The organism is Pseudomonas sp. JQ170C (assembly GCF_035581345.1).
Lineage (GTDB): Bacteria > Pseudomonadota > Gammaproteobacteria > Pseudomonadales > Pseudomonadaceae > Aquipseudomonas.
Genome location: NZ_CP141608.1, coordinates 3,415,231 through 3,436,011 on the forward strand (window position 1 = coordinate 3,415,231; position 20,781 = coordinate 3,436,011).

Here is a 20,781-nt window from a genome sequence, read left to right on the forward strand (position 1 = left end):
CGATAGCGGTGGGTCAGGCAGATCGCTATCGCGGGGCAAGCCCGCTCCTACAGAGGTTCGCGCTGGCCAATGTGATTGCGGATAGCCCGCTCCTACAAGGGTTCGCGCTGGCGTTGCTGGCGGCCCAGCCAGGCACCGGTCAAGGCCCACACCAACGCGATTGCAGCGCCGATGAACATCGCCAGCGCCGGGTGATCGCCGATCACGTCCAGCCCGCGCTTGACCCAGCCACTGAGCGCATCGCCGCCGCGATAGACCACGGTGTCGGTAAAGTTCTTGGCCTTGTACTTCTGCTCGGGCACGACCACCGTGTAGAGCATTTCGCGCCCCGGCCGCACCAGCGCGTACTCGCCCACCCGGCGCACCACCATCACCACCACGAACACCGCAAACAACGGCGCCAGCGCCAACCACAGGAACCCCACCACCATCACCAATGGCACGGCCACCAGCAACACCCCTACCCCAAGCTTGCGCGCCAGGTGGCCGGTGATGAACACCTGGGTGAGGATCGAGAGGAACTGCACCAGGCTGTCGATCAATCCGAACACCTGGGTTTGCTCGGTACGGCTGGTGAAGTGCGTCGCCACCAGGCGTGCCTGCTCGAAGTACAGGAAGGTGCTGACACTGGCCAGCAACACCACAAACACGGCAATGCCCAAAAGATACGGTGAGCGGAACACTTCGCTGGCGCCGGCGAACGGATTGCCGCCCAGCGGCCGTGAACGCGGCAGTTCGGTGTCGGCGGGCAGCGGATGGCGATCCCTGAAGCGCTGCAGGCACGCCGCCGCGACGATGCTGCCGAGCAAGCAGGCCGTGGCCAGCAGCACCAGCCCGGCGTGGCCGATCACCTCCACCAGCACGGTCCCCAGCAACGGCCCCACCAGCCCGCCCAGGCTCGCGCCACCGGCCAGCAGGCCGAACAGGCGCTTGGCCTGCTCGCTGGAGAACAGGTCGGCCAGCACGCTCCAGGCCAGGGAAATGGTCAGCAAGTTGAACATCGACAGCCAGATGTAGAACGCGCGGGCACTCCAGAGGTTGTCCGGTTGCCACGCAAACAGGGCGGCGAACACCAGCAGGTTGCTGGCCAGAAAGCCGTAGGTCCAGGGCAGGATGCGCCGGCGCTGCACCTTCGAGGCCAGCCAGCCGAACAGCGGCAACGCCAGCAATGTCAGCACGAAGGTGCCGGTGAACAGCCATTGCAGGTTCTCGACACCACCGGCCACCCCCATGGTTTCGCGTACCGGGCGCAGCATGAAGTAGCCGGTGAACAGCAGAAAGAACAGCGCAAGCCCGGCCACCACGATCGGCAGCTCGCCGTCGCGGACGTTGAACAGGCGGGTTGCCAGGGCGCTCATGGGCTGTTCGCCTCAGGCGAACTGGGCAATCAACTGCTTGCTCTGGGCGCCACTGAGCAACGGCCCGTGCCCGGCCTTGAGCTGGTCGAGCTGGCGGTCCGGGCGGCGGGTGGCCGGGATCACCGTGGTCACCGCCGGGTGGCTGATGGCGAACTTGAGAAACAGCTGAGCCCAACTGCTCACCCCGAGTGCCGTGGCCCAGGCCGGCAACGGCTGGTCCTTGACCTTGGCGAACAAGCGGCCATCGTCGAACGCCCGGTTGATCAGTACCGCCACGCCCTTGTCCTGTGCCAGCGGCAACACGGTGCGGGCGGCGCCGGGCGAGTTGACCGAGTAGTGGATCTGGATGAAGTCCAGCGGCTCCTTGCGCAGGATGGCTTCCAGCTCGTCCAGGCCGCTGTCCACGTAATGGGTCACCCCCACATAGCGCGTCAGGCCCTGGGCCTTGAGCTCGCGAGCGTAGGGCAACTGGCGTTGCCAGTCGCGCAGGTTATGGATCTGCAGCAACTCGACCTTGTCGGTGCGCAGGCTGCGCAAGGTGCCGGCCCACTGCGCCTCGGCGGCGGCGCGGCTGTCGGCGGCGATCTTGGTGGCCAGGAAGGTTTTGCTGCGCCAGCCGCCCTCCTCCAGCAACTGGCCAAGCACAGCGTCGGCCCCCCCGTAGTTGGGCGAGGTGTCGATGACCTGCCCACCGCCCTCGAAGAACACCTTGAGCACCTGCTTGAGTTGCTGGTACTCGGGCGACCCGGCATCCACTTCAAAGCTGCCAGAGGTGCCGGCGCCAATCACCGCCAGCGCCTCCCCGCTGGCGGGAATCTTGCGGGTGAGCATGGCGCCGCCGGGGCTCTGGGCGAAGGTGATAGCGGGCAAACTCAGGCAACCGACACCGGCAGCCAGGGCGGCGCTGGCCGCCAGAAAATCGCGACGGGTGGGCATGGCAAGGCTCCTGTGCGAAAGACAGCGCAAGAAAAAAAGCTTAGCCCCGTGGGAATCGTTACACCCCGGTAATCGTTACGTCATGTGTAAACAGCCCAAGGAGTACATTTGTACTCCTTGGGTTTCCATGGCGTTGACCACCACGCAGCTAATATTGCTGCCCTGTTGTGCAGATGTGGGAAAAATCCGTGAGCTTGTCTGCACGGCGTCTATATTGAGCTAGACCCCGCCGGCAGTCTGAGCGAGCACCATGCTGCAAACCGATCAACTGATCATCTGCGAACATTGCGACTGTGTGTACCACAAGGTCCCCCTTGCCAAGCACCAGAAGGCTTTATGCCTGCGCTGTGGTGCCGTGCTGCAACGCCATAACAACCTGAACCTGCAACAGCGCCTGGCCCTGAGCCTCACCGCCGGGGTGCTGTGGATACTGGCCAACTTCTACCCGGTGATGAGCATCAGCCTGCAGGGCTTTTCCAACAGCGCCACGCTCTGGGACTCGGTGCGCGCCCTGGCCACCGGGCCGATTACCTTCATTGCCCTGGTGGCGGCGATCTCCATCATCATCGCGCCGATGTTCCAGCTGATGCTGCTGATCTGGGTGTTGACCTACGCCCTGGCAGGCCAACGCTCGCCGGGCTTCAAATGGTGCATGCGCTGGCTGGAAACCCTGCGCCCCTGGAGCATGCTCGAAGTCTGCCTGCTCGGCGCCATGGTCGCGGTGTTCAAGCTGGCCGGCCTGCTCGATGTGCTGCCCGGCATTGGCCTGTTGGCCCTGGCGGCCCTGAGCCTGTTGATGATCCGCGTGGCCGGCCGCGATATCCGTGACTTGTGGGACGAACTGCCATGAACCGCCCTCCCTTGGCCAGTGAGCTCAACCTGGTGCTGTGCCATGCCTGCGGCAAGGCCTGCGACACCACGGCCGGGCCCGTGCATGAGTGCCCGCGCTGCGGCGCCCCGGTACACGAACGCAAGCCCAATGCCCTGACCCGCACCTGGGCCTACCTGATTGCCGCGCTGGTGTTCTATATACCGGCCAACCTGCTGCCGGTCATGAACACCAAGATGCTCGGCAGTGGTGACGACAGCACCATCATGAGCGGGGTGATCGAGTTCTGGGCCCATGGTGCCTGGGACATTGCCTCGATCATCTTCATCGCCAGTATCGCTGTGCCGGCGACCAAGTTCGTCGCCCTGGGCCTGTTACTGATCACCGTGCAGCGCGGCAGCGACTGGGCGCAGAGGGAGCGCTCCAAACTCTATCGCTTCGTCGAGCTGATCGGTTACTGGTCGATGCTCGATGTGATCGTGGTGGCGCTGGTCGCCGCGCTGGTCAAGTTTCAGGCCCTGGGCGACATCGAGCCGCGCCCGGGCATTCTGTTTTTTGGCCTGGTGGTGGTGTTCACCATGCTGGCCGCGATGAGTTTCGACCCCCGAATGATCTGGGAAAGCCGCGAACCCAAGGAGCGCATGGATGAAGTCAGCAGTCACTGAAGAACCGCCAGTGCCAGGCGCAGCAACGGTAAAAACCCGGCGCTTCAGCGTTTCACTGGTGTGGATCGTGCCGATCATCGCGGTGCTGGTGGGCATCTCTCTGGTGGTGCATAACTGGCTGCAGCAAGGCCCGACCATCGAGATCACCTTCAAGACCGGTGAAGGCCTGACAGCCAACAAGACCGAGGTCAAATACCGCAACGTGGTCATCGGCAAGGTCTCGACGGTGGAGCTGAGCGACGACCAGAAACACGTGACCGCCACTGTGCAACTGGTCAAGCACGCCGAAAACTTCACCCGCAAGGATTCGACCTTCTGGGTGGTGCGGCCGCGTATCGGGGCCGGCGGCGTATCGGGCATCGACACCCTGTTTTCGGGTGACTTCATTGGTGCCGACGCCGGCAAGGAAGGCGCCCGGGCCAAAACTTTCACCGGCCTTGAAATGCCGCCGCCCATCACCTACGACGAACCCGGCAAGCGCTTTACCTTGCACACCAGCGACCTGGGATCGCTGGGGGTTGGCTCGCCGTTGTACTTTCGCAAGATCCCCGTCGGCCAGGTCGTCTCCTATCAGCTGAGCAAGGATGGCAAGGGCGTGGACATCGAAGTGTTCGTGCAATCGCCCAACGATGCCTTCGTCACCAACAACACCCGCTTCTGGAATGCCAGCGGCATCGATGTCGAAGCCGGTGCCAATGGCTTTGCCGTGCGCACCGAGTCGCTGTCATCGCTGCTGGTGGGCGGCATCGCCTTCCGCGCCCCGCAGTTCAACCCTGAGGATGAGGTGGCGAGTGAAGACCGGGTGTTCGAGCTGTTCGAGAACGAGGTCAGCGCCCTCGCCCCGCCCAACGGCAAGGCGCAGTACTTGGCCCTGCGCTTCGACCAGGCGCTGCGTGGTCTGAAAGTCGGCGCCCCGGTAGAATTCCTCGGCGTCGAGATCGGCAAGGTGGTCTCGGTCAACCTGGACTTCGACCTCGAACAACGCAGCTTCCCGGTCAATGTCGGCATCGTTATCTACCCGCAACGCCTGGGCAAGGCCCATACCAAACTGCTCAAGGCACTCAAGCACAACCCGGAGGACGAACAGGGCTCCGCCGAGGTGCTGGGCATGTTCGTCAACAACGGCCTGCGCGCCCAGGCCCGCAGCGGCAACCTGCTCACCGGGCAGTTGTACATCGCCCTGGACTTCGACCCCAAAGCGCCGAAAGTGGTCTTCGACCCCACTGCCCGGCCGATCATGATCCCTACCGTACCGAGTAGCCTTGAGCAGTTGCAGGAGAAATTCGAGGTCATGGTCGATCGCCTCAACCGCCTGCCGATCGAGCGCATCGCCAACAACCTGGATGCCAACCTGGTAGAACTGCGCAAGGGCTTGCAGCAGTTCAACAACCGCACCTTGCCGGGGGTTCAGGGCACGCTGGCGGAAGTCAGCAAGACGCTGCAATCGGCCAACTCGACCCTGGCCGACGACTCGCCGCAGCGTGAGCAACTGACCCAGACCCTCGACGAGCTGGGACGCATGTCGCGCTCCTTGCGTGAACTGGCTGACTACCTGGGCCGCAATCCTGAGTCGCTGCTGCGAGGCAGGCCCAAGGATGCCCCGGCTGACACCTTGAAACCGTCGCGCAATTGACCGCAGGAGCACCGACCATGGCGCACGCCACCAAATTCGCATTGCTGGGCCTGACCTTGATGCTCGCCGCGTGTCGCAGCGACCCGATCCACTACCACACCCTGATCCCCCAACAGCCGGTGCCGGTCAACAGCGTTGATGTGCAACTGGAGCTGATCAGCGTGCCGCCCCAGGTTGACCGGCCGCAGCTGGTGATCCGCCAGAGCAACAGCAGCCTGGCGATCCTGGAAACCGAGTGGTGGGGCGCAAGCCTTGCCGATGAGCTGCAGAACGCCCTGATCAACCAGTTCTCCAGCAACAGTGCCCAGCCAGGCCTGGGCTTGCGGGTCGATATACAGCGTTTTGACTCGGTACCGGGGCAGTACGCGCTGTTCGATGCCCGCTGGCGCCTGCGCGCGGCCGGCGGCAGCGATGCCGGCGCCCTGAATTGCCGCAGCGTGATCCAGACCCCGGCAGGCCCCACCATCGAGGAGCTGGTGGTGGCCCATCAACAGAACATCAAGCGTTTTACCGAACAGGTCAGCCAGGCCGCCCGTGGCGGCGCCAATCGCTGCCCCACACCGTAGGAGCGGGCTTGCCCCGCGATGCGATGTGACTGCTGGATCGCTATCGCGGGGCAAGCCCGCTCCTACTGTGTTTGTACCCTCCACTGCATCTGTAGAAGGAATCTCACATGGCCGACCCTCGACCGATCCACTTTGGCAATGGCAGGGAACTGCTGGATGTACTGATCCGCGCAGGGTTGATCGCGGCGCTGGTGATGTTCTGCTTCGATATCTTCAAGCCGTTCCTGAGCCTGATGCTCTGGGCGATGATCCTGGCGATCACCCTGTACCCGGTGAACCAGCGTCTGGGCGGCTGGCTTGGCGGGCGCAATGGCCTGGCGGCGGTGCTGCTGGTGATCGTCGGCCTGGCCTGCCTGATCGGCCCGTTGAGCCTGCTCGGCACCTCGATTGCCCAGTCGGTGCATGCGGGTATTCAGGGCTTTGAAGACCAGGTCATCGAGATCCCGCCACCGCCGGCCAACGTGCGCGACTGGCCCTTGATCGGTGCACCGCTGTACGGCATCTGGGAACACGCCAGCACCGACTTGAGCTGGGCATTGTCGCAAGTGGCGCCGCACCTCAAGGGGGTGAGCAAGACCCTGCTGACCCAACTGGCGGGGATCGGCTCGGGCATTCTGGTGTTTGTGCTGGCGCTCATCATCGGCGGCGTCATCATGGCCAAGGGCGAAACCGGCCATCGCACCGGCGTGGCCATCGCCACGCGCATTTCCGGGCCTGAACGCGGGCCCATGCTGGCCGAGTTGTGCACCTCGACCATCCGCGCCGTGGCCCAGGGGGTGGTGGGTATCGCCTTCATCCAGATGATCCTGGTGGGCATCGGCCTGGTGGTCATGGGTGTGCCTGCGGCGGGGGTACTGGCCTTGCTGGTGTTGCTGCTGGGCATCACCCAATTGCCGGTGCTGCTGATCACCCTGCCGATCGTGATCTACGTCTTCGCCCATGACGGCGTGGGAGCCAGCACCGTGATCTTCGCCATCTGGACGATCCTGGCCGGGCTCTCGGATAACGTCCTCAAGCCCTTGCTGCTGGGCCGCGGCGTTTCCGTACCGATGCCGGTGGTACTGATCGGCGCCCTGGGCGGCATGCTCACCAACGGCATCATCGGCCTGTTCATCGGCCCAGTGCTGCTGGCGGTGGGGTATAAGCTGTTCATGTCCTGGGTGGCGCAACCGCTGGTCGTGGACCATCCTGTGCCGGATCCTGTACTGGACAAGCCCGAAGATCGACCGATCTGATCGCCGTTACAGCGGGCATGCCGCGCGGCATGCCCGCCTCCCCTCAATGGAACGGGAAGATGTAGTTCATCCAGGCGGCCATGCGCAAAAGAATCTTGCGCATCGCCGCAATGTGATGAAAGTGCTGGCTGTACAGCGCTGCCTGTCCATACGCGCCACCCGGCATCTGCGCACTGTACTTGGCAAACTCAGGGTCGGTGATCTCGATGATCACCGGCACCCTGCCTGCTGGCGGTGACCCGGTAAAGCCGATCAGGTTGCCCGAAGGCTGCACCTGCCCTTCGGCAATCACCGAAATGACGTTCTTCACCCGTCCCTTGAATACCTTGCCCGGTATCCCATCGAACGCCACCTCGGCCTCGTCGCCGGGCACCAGGCGCAGCAAGCTGTTCTGCCGCATCCAGGCCGCGAAGTACTGCCCCTCATCAGGTATGAACACCATCGAGGGCCGCAGCGGCAGCCTGCTCGCCATCATGCCCTTGCGCAGTGATACATGGGTCACATACCCCTTGCTCGGCGCGCGCACCACCGTGTTGTCCAGCTCGAACTGGGCACTGTCGATCTGTGCCTGCAGGTCGTCGACCCGGGCGATGGCCGATTCCTGCTCGCGGCGGGTACCGAAATTGCGCTTGATCAGCTCGTTGATCCGGTACAGGTCGCCCTTGGCCGCCAGGTGCTGGGCCTTGAGCGACTCAAGCCGGTACTGGAACGGTGCGGGGTCGATACGAAACAGCACATCGCCCTCCTCCAGTGGCTGGTTGCCCTGCACCGGAACGTCGATCACCTTGCCGGTGACCACCGGGATCACCGGCACCGAGACGAAGTAGGAACGCGCCACCTCCGAGTAGGGATGGTTGTAGTTCATGGTGAAAATCAGCGCACCGATAATCAGCACCCCACCCAGCACCGCCGTGGGCACGGTCCATTTATTGAGGGGGATGCGGAACAGCTTGAAGATCGCCACGCAGATCGCGGCGTAGGTCAGTATCAGCAGCAGGTCCATGGCCTAGATCCCCCCGCCCGACTCGACACGAGCCTCGCTGGCACGGGCCTGGGCTGCCTCCAGCTGGGCCACCCGCTGCTGCAGCTCCTGCACCTCTCGTTGCAGGTCGGCTGCCGAAGGCTGGACGCCCGAGCCGATGCCCCAGCCGCGATCCTCGCGGTAGAGCATCGCCCAGATCCATAAAAACGGCCAAAGTGCATGCAGGGTGAACAGGCTGACCCACCCCGTGGCATGGATGGCATCCTGATGGGGATGGTTACGGTGAACGGCGATTTCATAGGGAATATCGTGAAGCACGATGATGCCGTAGAACATCACCAGCCCCACGAAGATCAACAGACCCAAGGCAAAGTAATCAAGCATGGCTTCTCCGTTCTCGCACGTGACATGAGTGCGCTGGCTTGAGTCTAGCCAATGAACACCGGCGTATTGCGCGATTTATCCGGCCTGTTCGACGCTCGCGTCCGCCCGGCGCGTTTCAAGCAGTTCAACAAAACTCGACAGGCTCTGGGACACGGTGCCCCGCCGCCACACCAGCCAGGTGTCGAGGTAGCGAAAGTCCTCGGACAGCGGCCAGACACTCACCGTGGCGCACCCCGGCATGCTCTGCAGCATGCTGCGCGGCATCAGCGCCAGGCCAGCGCCGGCGCTGACACAGGCGAGCATGCCGTGATAGGACTCCATCTCGTAGATCTTGCCCGGCACGGCCGCATCGGTGCTGAACCAGCGCTCGAAATGGTGACGGTAGGAACAGTTGGCGCGAAAGGCGTAGATGTTCTCGCCGTTGACATCCTGGGCGCGGGTGACCGGCCCGTGCTGCAGGGGCGCGATCAGGACCATTTCTTCCTTGAACACCGGCACCCCGTCCAGGGTCGGGTGCAGCACCGGACCGTCAACAAAGGCCGCCACCAGGCGCCCGGCCAGCACCCCTTCGATCATCGCCCCGGACGGCCCGGTCGATAGGTCCAGCTCGACCTTGCTGTATTGCTGGTTGTAGGCCGCCAGCAGCGCCGGAATGCGCACCGCCGCCGTGCTTTCGAGCGAACCCAGGGCGAACGGCCCCTGGGGCTCTTCGCCCGCCACGGTCAGGCGCGCCTCCTCGACCAGGGCCAGGATGCGCCGGGTGTAGTCAAGAAAGGTCCAGCCCGCCGGCGACAGGCGCAGGCGGCTTTTTTCACGAATGAACAGCTCGACGCCCAGGTCGGTCTCCAGCTGTTTGATCCGTGTGGTCAGGTTCGACGGCACCCGATGGATATGCTGGGCGGCGACGCTGATGCTGCCGTGTTCGGCCACGGCCTTGAAGATCTCCAACTGGACCAGATCCATGGCATTCTCCTTTCATGAATGAAAGGCTCATTATTATTCAGTTTCCAGAACATGCACAGCGCAATACGCTGGCGGCATTCCCTAACACCTGCAGGACTGTGCCATGACCGCGTTCCCGAGCCACACCCACGCTGTGTCCATCAACCCCGCCACCGGCGAAGCCATCGGTCATTACCCCTACGAATCCGAAGCCGCCCTCGATGCCGCCCTGCAACGTGCCGCAGCGGGCTTTTCCCAATGGCGCCGTACCCCGGTGAGCGACCGCGCTCAACTGATCCTCGACCTTGCCGGCGCCATCCGTGAAAACGCCCCGGCCATGGCCCGCATGATCACCCTGGAAATGGGCAAGCCCCTGGCCCAGGCCCGTGGCGAAGTAGAGAAATGCGCGCAGCTGTGCGAGTGGTATGCCGCCCAGGGCCCCGCCATGCTCAGTGCCGAATCGACCCTGGTGGACAACGGCACGGCGCGCATCGAGTACCGCCCGCTGGGCCCGATCCTGGCGGTGATGCCGTGGAACTTCCCGGTCTGGCAGGTGCTGCGTGGCGCGGTGCCGGCGCTGATCGCCGGCAACACCTATGTGCTCAAGCACGCCCCGAACGTGATGGGCAGCGCCTACCTGCTGCTGGAGGTGATCAAGCAGGCGGGCTTGCCGGAAGGCGTGTTCGAGGTCATCAACGTCACCCCTGAAGGCGTCTCCCAGGCCATCAAGGACCCGCGCATCGCCGCCGTGACCCTGACCGGCAGTGTTCGCGCCGGCATGGCCATCGGCGCCCAGGCTGGCGCCGCGCTGAAAAAATGCGTGCTGGAACTGGGCGGCTCCGACCCGTTCATCGTGCTCAACGACGCCAACCTCGATGAAGCCGTCCGCGCCGCGGTCATCGGCCGTTACGCCAACACCGGGCAAGTCTGCGCCGCGGCCAAGCGCCTGATCGTCGAGCAAGGCGTGGTGCAAGCCTTCACCGAGAAGTTCGTCGAGGCCACCCGCAAGCTGGTGATGGGCGATCCGCAGGATGAGCAGACTTACCTGGGCCCGATGGCACGCTTTGACCTGCGCGACGAACTGGACGAGCAAGTGCAGGCCACCCTGGCCGAAGGTGCCACCCTGCTGCTGGGCGGGCACAAGGCCGAAGGCGTGGGCAACTTCTATGAGCCAACCGTGCTGGCCGACGTCACCGACCAGATGACCTCGTTCCGCCAGGAGCTGTTCGGCCCGGTGGCCTCGATCATCACCGCCCGCGATGCCCAGCACGCCCTGGCGCTGGCCAACGACAGCGAGTTCGGCCTGGCCGCGACGATCTACACCCAGGACCTGGCGCTGGCCGCCCGGCTCACCGATGAACTGGACACCGGCGGCGTCTTCGTCAACGGCATCTGCGCCTCCGACCCCCGCGTGACCTTTGGCGGCGTCAAGAAGAGCGGTTTTGGCCGCGAGCTCTCCCACTTTGGCGTGCGCGAGTTCTGCAACGCCCAGACGGTGTGGCTCGACCGCCGCGCGTGAGGCAGCGCCCGGTTACGGCGCTTTCGGCGGCTTTGCCGGGGCGCTGTACCAGTGTTCCCTGGGCACCCACTTGGCCTCGGGTGGGTCCCCCAGGTAGTGCGGCGACATGATCTGCACGCCGTATTCGTTGAACACATCCTGGATGTGCGCATGCAGCTCGCTGAGCAGCACCGCCCGGGGCCGGGGTTGGCTGGGGATGGCCTGGGCCACCAGGCGGTACTCGGGGTAGAAATCCGACAGCGCGGTCTGGAACACCTGTGGCTTGGGCTGCTCCAGAATGCCGTGGGTGCGCCCCGCCGCCTCCAGCAACATCGCCTCGACCTGCCGCCAGGGCGTGTCGTAGCCGATGGTCACCGTGGTATCCACCACATAGCCCTCGCCCTCCACACTCCGTGAGTAGTTCTTGGTCACGCTGCCGGTAATCATCGAGTTGGGCAGGGTCAGTACTTCACCCAGCCCGGTACGGATACGGGTGGTGAACATACCAAGCTCGGTCACCGTGCCTTCATACTCGCCGATGCGCACAAACTCCCCCGGTCGCAAGGTGCGGGTGTAGGTCAGGATCAGGCCGGAGGCCGCCTGGCCGACCACGCTGGTGGCGCCCAGGGAAATCATCAGGCCGATCAGCACCGACAACCCCTTGAACGCTTGAGTATCGGCCCCCGGCAGGTACGGATAGGCCATGGCCAACGCAAAAAGCCAGATGGCCAGGGCCGTCAGCCGCGTGGTGGGTTGCAGGGTTTCCTGGTTCAGCCAGCTCAGGGTGCCAGGCATTGCCAGGCGCCGCAGCAGGTGACGGCTGAAGGCCACCGCGCCACGGGCAATGAAGAAGATCGCCAGCGCCACCACCAGCCCCGGGATGGCGCTGACCATGCCTTCGAGCAGGTAGCGGGCCAACTCGAACAGGTAGGCGTTGAGCTGTTCGCCCCAGGGCCGCGTATAGGGAAAGCGCGAAAGCACGAAGCCCAGCCACTCGTAGCTGAGCAAGGCGATCAACAGCCAGCGCACCAGGGTCAGCGCACGGCGGATCAGGGTATAGATGTAGTTGGCGTCGATAACCGGCGTCTGCCCCACCGTCAGGGGCCGCGCGTGGCGGCGCATCAGCGCGGGCAAGCGTTCATGCAACTTGCGCCGCACCAAGGCAATCAGCCACAGCAGTGCCAGGTACAGCACGGTGGCAATGGCGGCGGCCAGCAACGCGCGCATCAACAGTTGCAGGTTGCGCGCCTCACGGCTTTCCTCCACCGCCTGGCGCAGGTTGGCGGCGGCCTGGTTGGCAGCCTCCAGTACCGAGTTCTGGGTCAGTGGGTCGATGTCGTGGGGGGTGACGATAAAGGCGCGCTTGTCGCCCAGCAACACCAGGTAGGCGTCCTGGATCGGGTCGGTGCGAACCTGAAGCTCGCGGTTCTCATCCAGGGTTTCGGCGATCACCGCCTGCGCGCGCTTGACCCGTAGCTGGGGTGTTTCGCCAAGCAACGAGGCGCGAAACAGCATGATGCTGCGGTTGAACACCTTCAGTTCCACCGGCTCGTGCGCAGGCGTTGCAGCCTCCTGGGCCCCCGCCAGGCCCGTCAGCAACAGGCAACTCATCAACAGCCAGCCCACGACACTTCCCCGCCCCATGCCCTGCTCCTCGGATACTGGCTTGCAACGCTCTGTAGCGCAGCCTAGACCAGCCCGGACCGCTTGTCAGATTGCCCACTGCCCCGCGCCGAAAGGCCTGCTGGCAATGGACTAAACTCAAGCTCGGGGGCTGGCATGCCACACAACCGGAGGTGCACCATGAGCCAGTACCAACGCCTATTCCTGATGGTCGGGTCGGACCTGCGCCATACCCCGGCCATGGAGCGCGCCGCGGCGCTTGCCCGTGTCACCGGCGCTACGCTGCACATCACTGCCTTTATCGAAGAGGTCGACACCCTCGGCCTGATGAGTGGCGATGAGCAGCGGCTGCAGACCCTGGTGACCGACAACCGCCAATGGCTGGCCGACGAAGCCACCCTGCTGCATGAAAACGGTATCCGGGTGACCACCGATGTGATGCTGACCCGCGATGTACTCAAGGCAGTGCTCACCCAGGTGGTCGAGATCGGCCCTGATTTGCTGATCAAGGATGTGCAGCATCAATCAACCTTCAAACGGCTGATGAGTACGCCCCTGGACTGGGAACTGCTGCGTGAATGCCCGTGCCCGGTGCATCTGGTGAGCGCGGTGCATTGCCCGCTGCCGCGCATTGTCGTGGCGGCCGTGGACCCCACCCACCCCGAACACCCCTACAGCGACCTCAACGAAACCGTCATCAAGGCAGCCGCCGACCTCGCCCAGCAGTGCAATGCCGAACTGCACCTGCTGCATGTGTGCGACAGCGCGCATACCCATATGTCCGACTTCGGTGCCGGCACGATCACCATGCCCGGGTTCGGCAACGATGTGCGCAAGTCGATCCACAAGGCCTTCGAGCACTTGGCCGAACGGCACGAGATACCCGTTGATCGCCAGCATTTTCTCTCGGCACCGATCACCCGCAGCATTGCCGAGTTCGTCGCTCACAGCCGCACCGACGTGCTGGTGATGGGCAACCACACGCGCACGCTGACCGAGCGCATGACCGGGAGCACCACCGAGCATGTGGTCGACCATCCGCTGTGCAATGTGCTGGCGATCAGGGCCCAGGCATGAACGTCAGTCGTACTCAGCCTCGGCGTGTTCGCCCAGCAGTCGTCGTTGACGGGCCGTAGCGGCCGCCAGCACCGCCGGTTTGAACTGCCAGTGCAGGTACGGCGAGAACTTCTGCGCGACCATGCGCCGGCCGTAGTGCACCTGCAACATCGAGCGGCAGCGGTCGGCGGTGCGGTTGTCGCTGCCGCCATGCCATAGCTCGCTGCGAAACATCAACGCATCGCCGGCATGGCACAAGATGCTCTGCGCCGCCTGCCCCTGCCACTGCTGCTCACCCGGCTGTGGCTTGCGCCCTGCCCGGTGGCTGCCGGCCAGCACCCGGGTGGGGCACAGGTCGGCATCGACTTCGTCCAGGTAGCACTGGAGCGTACACACCTGCATGGGCAGCTCGAAGCCGGGGTCGGCCAACAGCTCTGGCGGCAAGGCCATGACCAGGTAGTCCAGGTGCAGCGGCATGCCCAGGCAGCCTGGATGGCTGCGCCAGGCCGTCTGGCCGATGATGTGGCAATCCTCGCCCAACGCCGCTTCCGCCAGTTCGATCACCCCCGGCAAGTCCAGATAACTCAGCCACAGCGGGTCACGGTTGAACACGCACTTGTAGTGCTCCACCAGGCCGTTGTAGTCCCAGTGCTGAGGTTTCAGGCGACCGATGGCCGCTTGCAACTGGTCGATCTGCGCGCAGTCCAGCACACCGGGCAACAGCACGAAACCGTCCCGGTGCAACGCGCCAAGGGCCGACTGCAGGTGTATGCCGGGGCTATTCACGCCAGTGCAGATTGAGCTTGACCGGCGTGCTGCCATCGATCACCACCTGCTGACGCTGTTGCTCGCCGTTGAGGCTGGCCAATACCTGGTAATGGCCGTTGGGGAGCTTGGTGTAGAGCATCGGACCGACATCCGAGAGGGTCAGCACCGGCTGACCGCCGGCCGACTCGATACGCACTTCAGCACCGCTCTGGTACTTGTTGTCCGGGCCCGATGACAGGGTGATCTGCAGGTTATAGCCACGGATCTGCTGCATGGCCTGGGATTCGTCGATGCCGATGCCGCCCTTGAGGTAGCTGATGCCGTTCTGCTCCTGGGGATGCAGTTGCACGCCGGCAGGGTCGATGGCCGCCTCGTCCAGTGTTTGCGCGGCGGCCAGCGGTGCCACGCAGAGCATGACCATTGCCAGGGCGAGACCGCTCAGAACGCATTGCTGATGGCTGTTCATGGCGTGTCCTCCAACACGGATCCAGCCTTCATTATCCGCGCATCAGCGCCCGGGTTGCCCGGGCCTGACGCGCGGCGCGGCGGTCAGCGGTTGGAACGCATGAACGTGTCGAACTCAAGGTCGTCCAGGGCCGTGGACAACCGGGCCAGCCCCAGCAGCACACAGGCCAGCAGCGAGAAGGTAAAGCCGTAGCCGAAGAAGCTTGGCCCCAGGTGCAGGCTGAGCAGGGTCAACCCGGCGTTGAGCACCACGAACAGCAGGCACAGCTCCCGCACGATGGCGCGTTTGTCGAGGTAGAAGAACACGTTGAGAATGGCCATGAACACCACCTGGATACTCACCCCGATCAGGTCGATGTAGAACAGCGGCAAGTAGTAGCTGGAAATCCCCAGCCAGGCCAGCAGACGTGGACCGAACAGGAACAGCAGCACCACGGTCAGGCCCTGGACCTTGCAGATCTCCAGCAGGCCCTGGCGAATCGAATAGGTCATCTCGACCTTGAGCTGGCTGATGTGCTGCAACGTCTCGCCTTCACGCACCGCGCGGAACAGGCGGTCGTACCACTCGGCAAAATCCGTCTCGATGCGCACCAGGAACACCGCCATGCCGGGGATGATCGCCAGGTACGCCAGGAAGATCGGCAAGTCGTAGAGGATCGAGGCACGCAACGGCCCGATCACCTGGCTCGAGGTGTAGGGGTTGAACCAGAAGATGAACTTGTCGATCCAGATGCCCAGGTTGTAGCAGAAGCCGGTGAGCAGCAGGCTGATAAACACCTTGCGCCGGTCGAGGAAGTCGAAGGCCACCAGCTTTTCGGCGCGGTATTCGCGCAGGATGTCGAACAGGAACAAGAACAGCAGTGTGCTGTGCCCCAGCAGCAACGCCAGCAACAGCCCTTCCATCTGCAAGTAGCGCAGGAAGAAGGCGCTGCCGACCATCAGCGAATACCCCAGCAGCATCACCAGCAGAATGCGGTTGTAGGCCTTCATCCCCGACAGGAAGATGATCACCAGCCACAAATTGCACAGCACCACGAAGTTGGCCAGCACCAGCAGGCGGTAGATCAGCGGCTCATCGAACAGGGTCGCCAGCAGCACGATGCCCAGGACACCGGAACCCACCGTAACCAACAGCAGGATGCCCAGCAGGTTAGGCAGGATCTGGTCATAGTTGCGCTCGAACAGGCGATCGGAAACGAAGCGCGTGAAAAACAACTGCAGACCGCCGGTGAGAATCAACGAGGTGGCCATCAGGTAGGTCACGGTGATCAGGAACTGGCGGATCAGCGTCTCGGGAATCACCAGCCCCAGGCTGATCACCCCCACCAGCATCACACTGAGGATCGACAGCACCCACGGCCCGGAGCTGATCAGCCCGGCATAGACGTAGGCATGCAAGGTCGAGGTGTAGGAGTCGCGCGAAAGAATCTTGCGCAGTTCAAAGCCGATGCCGGCCATATCAGACAGTCTCCATGGCAGCGTTATAGAGCGCGCGATAGCGGTCGATCATCAGGGTCTCGCTGTAGTAACGCTGTACCCGTTCAACCCCCACGGCCTGGGCTTGTTCCCAGCGCTCGTTGTTGCGCAGCAGCTCGATGATCGCCAGCGCAGTGGCCTGCGGGTCGGCAATCGCCACCACCTCCCCCGCCCTGCCCAGGTCGCGGTCGGCCGCATCGCCGCCTTCGATCAACTCGCGGCACGAGCCCACATCGCTGCTGACCACCGGCGTGCCTGCCGCCCAGGCTTCAAGGATCACCAGCGGCTGCGCTTCGCTGATCGAGGTCAGGACCATCAGCCCAAGCTTGGGGAGGACTTCGTGGATTCGCTGGAAGCCCAGGAACTGCACTTGCTGTTCCAGGCCCAGGCTCACCACCAGGCTGCGACACTCGGCGACGTACTCCGGGTCTTCTTCTTCGGGCCCGACGATCCAGCCCTGCACTTCAGGCATGGCCGTGACCACGCCGCGCATGGCGCGCAGGAAGGTCTTCACGTCCTTGATCGGCACCACCCGGCCGATCAGGCCGACCACCGGGGCAATGCCCGGGGCGCGATCCTTGAGGACCTGGTCCCATAGCGTGAGGTTGATACCGTTGGGAATCACCTGGGTGCGCGCAGGGTCGGCGCCGTCCTTGATCTGGCGTTGGCGGTTGCCGTCGTACAGGGCAATGATGCGATCGGCGCTGTTGTAGATCAGGTGCCCCAGGCGCTCGAAAAAGCGCACCCAGAGCACACGGATATACCCGGAGCCGGTGTCCAGGCTGTCGTTGAGCGCCTGCTCGGTGGACTCGGCGATCCAGCTGGCCTGGGCCAGGTCGATCTTGCGTTCCTTGGTGTAGATGCCATGTTCGCTGAGCAGGAAGTCGCACTGCCACAGCTGCTTGAGGATACAGCCGACCAACCCGGCATACCCGGTGGAAATCGAGTGCAGTACCCGTGCCCGCGGCATGCGCCGGGCGACCTCGGCAAGCATCAGCAGGGGCGACTGCATGGTGCGCAAGGTCCAGAAATAGTTGACGAACGACGGGTCGGCGCAGTGCTGCAGGTAGCCTTCGGTCAATGCTTCCCAACTGGCCCGGCTGTACAGCACGTCACCCAGGCGGATGCGCCCCACGGCCAGCGAATCCAGCATCCGCGTGCCCAGTTCGACCGGCGGCGTATCAGGGTGGTGCAGGTAGCGAAACAGTTCGCCCAGGTCCTCGTAGGTGGCTTTGTGTGCCCCGTGGGATCGCTTGGGGTTCTGCCAGGCCTCCTCCAGGAACACTTCTTCGATATGCACCACGTTGCCCGGCACTTCATAGCGGCGCTCGCCGTAGGCTTGACGCTGACCACCGATGAACAACACCGAGAACGTCAGCTGCGGCAGCCCGAGGATCAATTGGTGAATCCAGCTTGAAACGCCACCGCGCACATAGGGCCAGGTGCCTTCCAGCAGCAGGCAGACATCGGCGATCGGCGCCTGGCTCGCAGACTTCTTCATGTCCAGCTCCTGAGCAGAGAGGCAAAAGGCGGACGCTGCTGCATCTCGCTGGGGAGTTTGCGCAACAACAGCGGAATGTCGCGGTACAGCCCGGTCTCGAAGGCGATTTCGGCCCGAAACGGCAGTACTTTTTCTGCCGCCATGCCGCTGCGTTCCGCCTCCAGCAGATGCACCTGGGCCTTGGCAATATCGCCTCGGCCCAAGGCGATGCGCCCGGCCAGCAACAGCAACTCGCCGCCCTTGCCGGCGGCCAGGCCGCGTTCGGCGTGTTCACCGGCCTGCCCCAGTACGTGGGCCTGGACGCTGCCCTGGGCCAGGCCCAGGTAGGCCAGCTCGAAGTACCAGCGCGCCAGTGTCGCGTGCAGCGAACCGACCGCCTTGGGCCGGGCCTTGGCCAACTTGCCCAGGGCGGTCTCGATGTGTTGGTTGATATCGCTTTCCTGTTTATCGAGCATCGAGTAGGCCAACAACCGCACGTCATCGCTGGGGTCGCCCAGCGCAAGCTTGAGGATCGGTACCGCCTCGCGGCCCGGCATGCGCCGGGTGGCCAGCAGCGCCGCCAGGCGCTGGTCGGGGTCCGGGGCGTGGCGCAGTACATCCTGCAGGCCACTGTCGGCGAAGGTTGGCGAATGCAGTTGGGTCTTGGCCCGGAACGGCAGGTCGGGAATGCCGATGGCCCGCCACAACTGGCGCTCGCGCTTGCGCGGCAGGTACAGCGCCGGGAAGATCGCGGCGATCACCCCGACACTGCCCAGGATCGGCACGAAAAACGCCAGGCTGAAAATAAACAGCGGGCTCCAGGGCAGCGGCCGGCGGTAGCGCGCCGGCAACAGCAACCAGATCGCTCCCGTCAACATCAGGCACGCTGACAGGTGGCTGGACACATACAGCAGCGCCATCTGCAGGTCAGGCAGCCCCAGGGTCAGGCTCGCCCAACTGCCCGCTTCGAGAACAACTGCGCCGCTAAACAGCCACTTGCTGATCATTCAGGCCACACTCGTTATGCAGGAAGTTACGCAGCCCCCCACGTTGCGGGGCTGCCTCCAGGTCATAGGCCAGCACCTTCACGCCCAGGCTGTCGAGGTCGACGTTCATGCCGAAGTGCTCGTGAATCAGCCGACCCAGGCGGGTCAGGTAGCCTTCGGCACCCTCTGCCGAGGTCAGAGGCAACAGCACCAGCAGGCAGTCGTTGCCCCGGGCGTTGCGCAGCGGCAGGTGCAGGTCCAGGCCGCGCTGGCTGCGCTCGAACAGCCGCGCCAATTCGTCATTGGGCCGGGTCTGCTCGAAGATATAAAGGCAGGCCGACAACTGATGCTGCTCGACGTCGATCAACGAGCGCTTGAGCTGACTGGTGAAATGCTGGGCGTCGGCCGAAGGCAGCTGCAGCACCTGCGGGTCATGCTGGAGCAGGTCGGCGATGTGACCGGCCAACAGCATCAGGAGGCTCAGGGTGCGCTCATGGAAGGCAAAGAACGGCATCTGGCGCACCGCCAGGATGGCCTGGACCCGGCCACCGGTGTCGATCAGCGGGATACACGCTTGCAAGGTCGAGACGCTGGTATGTTCGCCGGCGTCCAGCACTTCTTCGAGCACACTGACCAACTCGCCACGCTCAAGGCACAGGCTCACCAGCAGGTCGCGACTGTCCAGCTCATCCATCACCCCGGTGGACGCCAGCAGGGTCAGTTGCGGCGGCTTTTTGGGCTGCTCCTGGACCCGGTACAGGCCGGCCACCCGCAACGAGCCGTACTGGCCCAGCAACGTCAGGATCGGATCAGCCAGCAAGGCCAGGGCATCGTTTTCACCCGGCTGGGCCCGCAGACGCTCACGCAACCCCAGCAAGGAGCTGCGCAGGCTCTGGTCGCTGCCGGCCAGGCGCTGCTCCAGACGGTCATGGGACACGCGCAAGATCTGGTGTGCCCGGGTGAAGTCATCGAGGCGGTACTGGCGGTAGTCGTTGGCCATCTGCAGGCGTTGCAGGCGCCGCTCCCACAAGTCGCGCACCTCCCCCACCAACATGCCGCAGACCAGCACGCCGACAATGTAGGCCGGGGCGATCGTGGCATAGGCCTCCAGGCCGTCGTGGCGCAGCACAAAGAACGCTGCCACCAGCAAGCTGGCACTGAACAACCCACGCACAAAGCCATAGCGCACACCGATGAGCAGCGGTGCCAGCAGCGACCAGGGGAAGTCGCCGTGCACCTGCAACGGATCGTGCGGGGTGAACCACAACCCGATACCGATCACCAGGGCGGTGACCACGACGGTCTCAACCCAGGTAGAGGGTCCATTGGCTCGCGGGGCGAGGCTGAAATCCATGTGTGAAGAGTTCATCACTATTACTCGAGCCGAAGGTCGCCAACCAGTTTGTCCAGGACTTTCTGCGCGGAGCCTGCCAGGCTTTCACGCGACCAGCCGGCGCGCGCGCCGCTGTTGCTCCACAGCACCCGGCCCGTGGCAGGCTCTACCACCCGCAGGCTGATGCCCACGGCCGGTTCGCCATCCAGGCCGTTCTTGTATTGCCACTCCTCGACACTCCCGGTGACCACGTAATCGAGCTTTTGCGAGCGCGCCCACTGCATGCCCGCCTCCTGGCGCTCGTTGTCTTCGAGCAGCGCCGTGTCGACCTTGGCCGAAGGGGTGTAGACCTGCGGTTGCAGGCCACGGCTGCTGAGCACACTGAGCAGGATCTGTTCGCTGCGCTCGCCGGCCTGGGGGGTCTGCGAATAGTTGACCAGCGGCAGCACACCCCATTGGGCACTGCTGGACAGCTCGGCGTTGTTCTTGCCGGTAAAACTGCTGCAACCGACCATGAGCGTCGCCGCCACGGCCAGACTCAGGCTACGAATGGCTTGCATACTGTG

20 protein-coding genes are annotated in these 20,781 nt (G+C 64.1%); 7 read left to right on the forward strand and 13 right to left on the reverse strand.

What is annotated here, in order from left to right; all coding sequences use genetic code 11:
* Window positions 1-92: 92 nt before the first annotated feature.
* Together U9R80_RS15325 and U9R80_RS15330 are read right to left on the reverse strand one after the other, a co-directional pair.
* Window positions 93-1,358, reverse strand: coding sequence for an NTP/NDP exchange transporter (locus tag U9R80_RS15325; RefSeq protein ID WP_301842432.1), 1,266 nt, complete (start codon window positions 1,356-1,358; stop codon window positions 93-95).
* 12 nt (window positions 1,359-1,370) lie between these two features.
* Window positions 1,371-2,294 carry an aldo/keto reductase gene (locus U9R80_RS15330; protein WP_301842431.1) on the reverse strand — a complete coding sequence of 308 codons (924 nt, stop codon included), beginning with the start codon at window positions 2,292-2,294 and terminating at the stop codon, window positions 1,371-1,373.
* Between the two features lie 250 nt (window positions 2,295-2,544).
* On the opposite strand from U9R80_RS15330, the gene U9R80_RS15335 reads away from it, so the two are divergent.
* The 5 genes from U9R80_RS15335 to U9R80_RS15355 all read left to right on the forward strand — a co-directional run bounded on the left by U9R80_RS15335 (window position 2,545) and on the right by U9R80_RS15355 (window position 7,222).
* Window positions 2,545-3,144, forward strand: a complete 600-nt coding sequence (locus tag U9R80_RS15335) for a paraquat-inducible protein A (protein ID WP_301842430.1) — start codon at window positions 2,545-2,547, stop codon at window positions 3,142-3,144.
* Window positions 3,141-3,788 (forward strand): paraquat-inducible protein A, encoded by a 648-nt coding sequence (locus U9R80_RS15340; protein WP_301842428.1) that lies wholly within the window; start codon window positions 3,141-3,143, stop codon window positions 3,786-3,788. Before U9R80_RS15335 ends, U9R80_RS15340 begins: the two co-directional genes overlap by 4 nt.
* A complete protein-coding gene (locus U9R80_RS15345; protein ID WP_301842427.1) occupies window positions 3,769-5,421 on the forward strand; it encodes a PqiB family protein in 1,653 nt (550 codons plus the stop codon). The genes U9R80_RS15340 and U9R80_RS15345 overlap by 20 nt, the downstream gene beginning before the upstream one ends.
* 17 nt (window positions 5,422-5,438) lie before the next feature.
* Entirely contained in the window at window positions 5,439-5,987 is a 549-nt protein-coding gene (locus U9R80_RS15350) for a PqiC family protein (protein WP_301842426.1), read from the forward strand.
* A 107-nt stretch (window positions 5,988-6,094) separates the two neighbouring features.
* Window positions 6,095-7,222: an AI-2E family transporter gene (locus tag U9R80_RS15355; protein WP_301842425.1), complete on the forward strand. Its 1,128-nt coding sequence runs from the start codon at window positions 6,095-6,097 to the stop codon at window positions 7,220-7,222.
* 43 nt (window positions 7,223-7,265) lie between these two features.
* Here U9R80_RS15355 and U9R80_RS15360 read toward each other — a convergent pair whose 3' ends face one another.
* The 3 genes from U9R80_RS15360 to ptrR form a co-directional block, all read right to left on the reverse strand.
* Window positions 7,266-8,225 carry an HlyD family secretion protein gene (locus tag U9R80_RS15360; protein WP_301842424.1) on the reverse strand — a complete coding sequence of 320 codons (960 nt, stop codon included), beginning with the start codon at window positions 8,223-8,225 and terminating at the stop codon, window positions 7,266-7,268.
* A 3-nt stretch (window positions 8,226-8,228) separates the two neighbouring features.
* A complete protein-coding gene (locus tag U9R80_RS15365) occupies window positions 8,229-8,588 on the reverse strand; it encodes a DUF3302 domain-containing protein (protein WP_301842423.1) in 360 nt (119 codons plus the stop codon).
* A gap of 75 nt (window positions 8,589-8,663) precedes the next feature.
* Complete coding sequence (ptrR, locus tag U9R80_RS15370; protein ID WP_301842422.1) at window positions 8,664-9,551, reverse strand: putrescine utilization regulator PtrR; 888 nt, start codon at window positions 9,549-9,551, stop codon at window positions 8,664-8,666.
* Between the two features lie 103 nt (window positions 9,552-9,654).
* On the opposite strand from ptrR, the gene U9R80_RS15375 reads away from it, so the two are divergent.
* Entirely contained in the window at window positions 9,655-11,049 is a 1,395-nt protein-coding gene (locus tag U9R80_RS15375) for an aldehyde dehydrogenase family protein (protein WP_301842421.1), read from the forward strand.
* 12 nt (window positions 11,050-11,061) lie between these two features.
* Here U9R80_RS15375 and U9R80_RS15380 read toward each other — a convergent pair whose 3' ends face one another.
* The gene (locus U9R80_RS15380) at window positions 11,062-12,639 is read right to left on the reverse strand and encodes a mechanosensitive ion channel family protein (RefSeq protein ID WP_442964977.1); all 1,578 of its coding nucleotides are present in this window, start codon (window positions 12,637-12,639) and stop codon (window positions 11,062-11,064) included.
* Between the two features lie 192 nt (window positions 12,640-12,831).
* Between U9R80_RS15380 and U9R80_RS15385 the strand changes: the two genes are divergently transcribed.
* Window positions 12,832-13,728, forward strand: coding sequence for a universal stress protein (locus tag U9R80_RS15385; RefSeq protein ID WP_301842419.1), 897 nt, complete (start codon window positions 12,832-12,834; stop codon window positions 13,726-13,728).
* Between the two features lie 3 nt (window positions 13,729-13,731).
* On the opposite strand, the gene U9R80_RS15390 is transcribed toward U9R80_RS15385, so the two are convergent.
* From U9R80_RS15390 to U9R80_RS15420, 7 genes are all read right to left on the reverse strand, one after another.
* Entirely contained in the window at window positions 13,732-14,433 is a 702-nt protein-coding gene (locus U9R80_RS15390; protein ID WP_324803145.1) for a phytanoyl-CoA dioxygenase family protein, read from the reverse strand.
* A gap of 52 nt (window positions 14,434-14,485) precedes the next feature.
* Entirely contained in the window at window positions 14,486-14,941 is a 456-nt protein-coding gene (locus U9R80_RS15395; protein ID WP_301842417.1) for a carboxypeptidase regulatory-like domain-containing protein, read from the reverse strand.
* Window positions 14,942-15,024: 83 nt separating this feature from the next.
* Entirely contained in the window at window positions 15,025-16,398 is a 1,374-nt protein-coding gene (gene pelG, locus U9R80_RS15400; RefSeq protein WP_301842416.1) for an exopolysaccharide Pel transporter PelG, read from the reverse strand.
* Window position 16,399: 1 nt separating this feature from the next.
* Entirely contained in the window at window positions 16,400-17,917 is a 1,518-nt protein-coding gene (gene pelF / locus U9R80_RS15405; RefSeq protein ID WP_301842415.1) for a GT4 family glycosyltransferase PelF, read from the reverse strand.
* Entirely contained in the window at window positions 17,914-18,903 is a 990-nt protein-coding gene (locus U9R80_RS15410) for a HEAT repeat domain-containing protein (RefSeq protein ID WP_301842413.1), read from the reverse strand. The genes pelF and U9R80_RS15410 overlap by 4 nt, the downstream gene beginning before the upstream one ends.
* A complete protein-coding gene (locus U9R80_RS15415; protein ID WP_301842412.1) occupies window positions 18,881-20,251 on the reverse strand; it encodes a PelD GGDEF domain-containing protein in 1,371 nt (456 codons plus the stop codon). The genes U9R80_RS15410 and U9R80_RS15415 overlap by 23 nt, the downstream gene beginning before the upstream one ends.
* A gap of 5 nt (window positions 20,252-20,256) precedes the next feature.
* The gene (locus U9R80_RS15420; RefSeq protein ID WP_028945009.1) at window positions 20,257-20,775 is read right to left on the reverse strand and encodes a hypothetical protein; all 519 of its coding nucleotides are present in this window, start codon (window positions 20,773-20,775) and stop codon (window positions 20,257-20,259) included.
* Window positions 20,776-20,781: the final 6 nt, after the last annotated feature.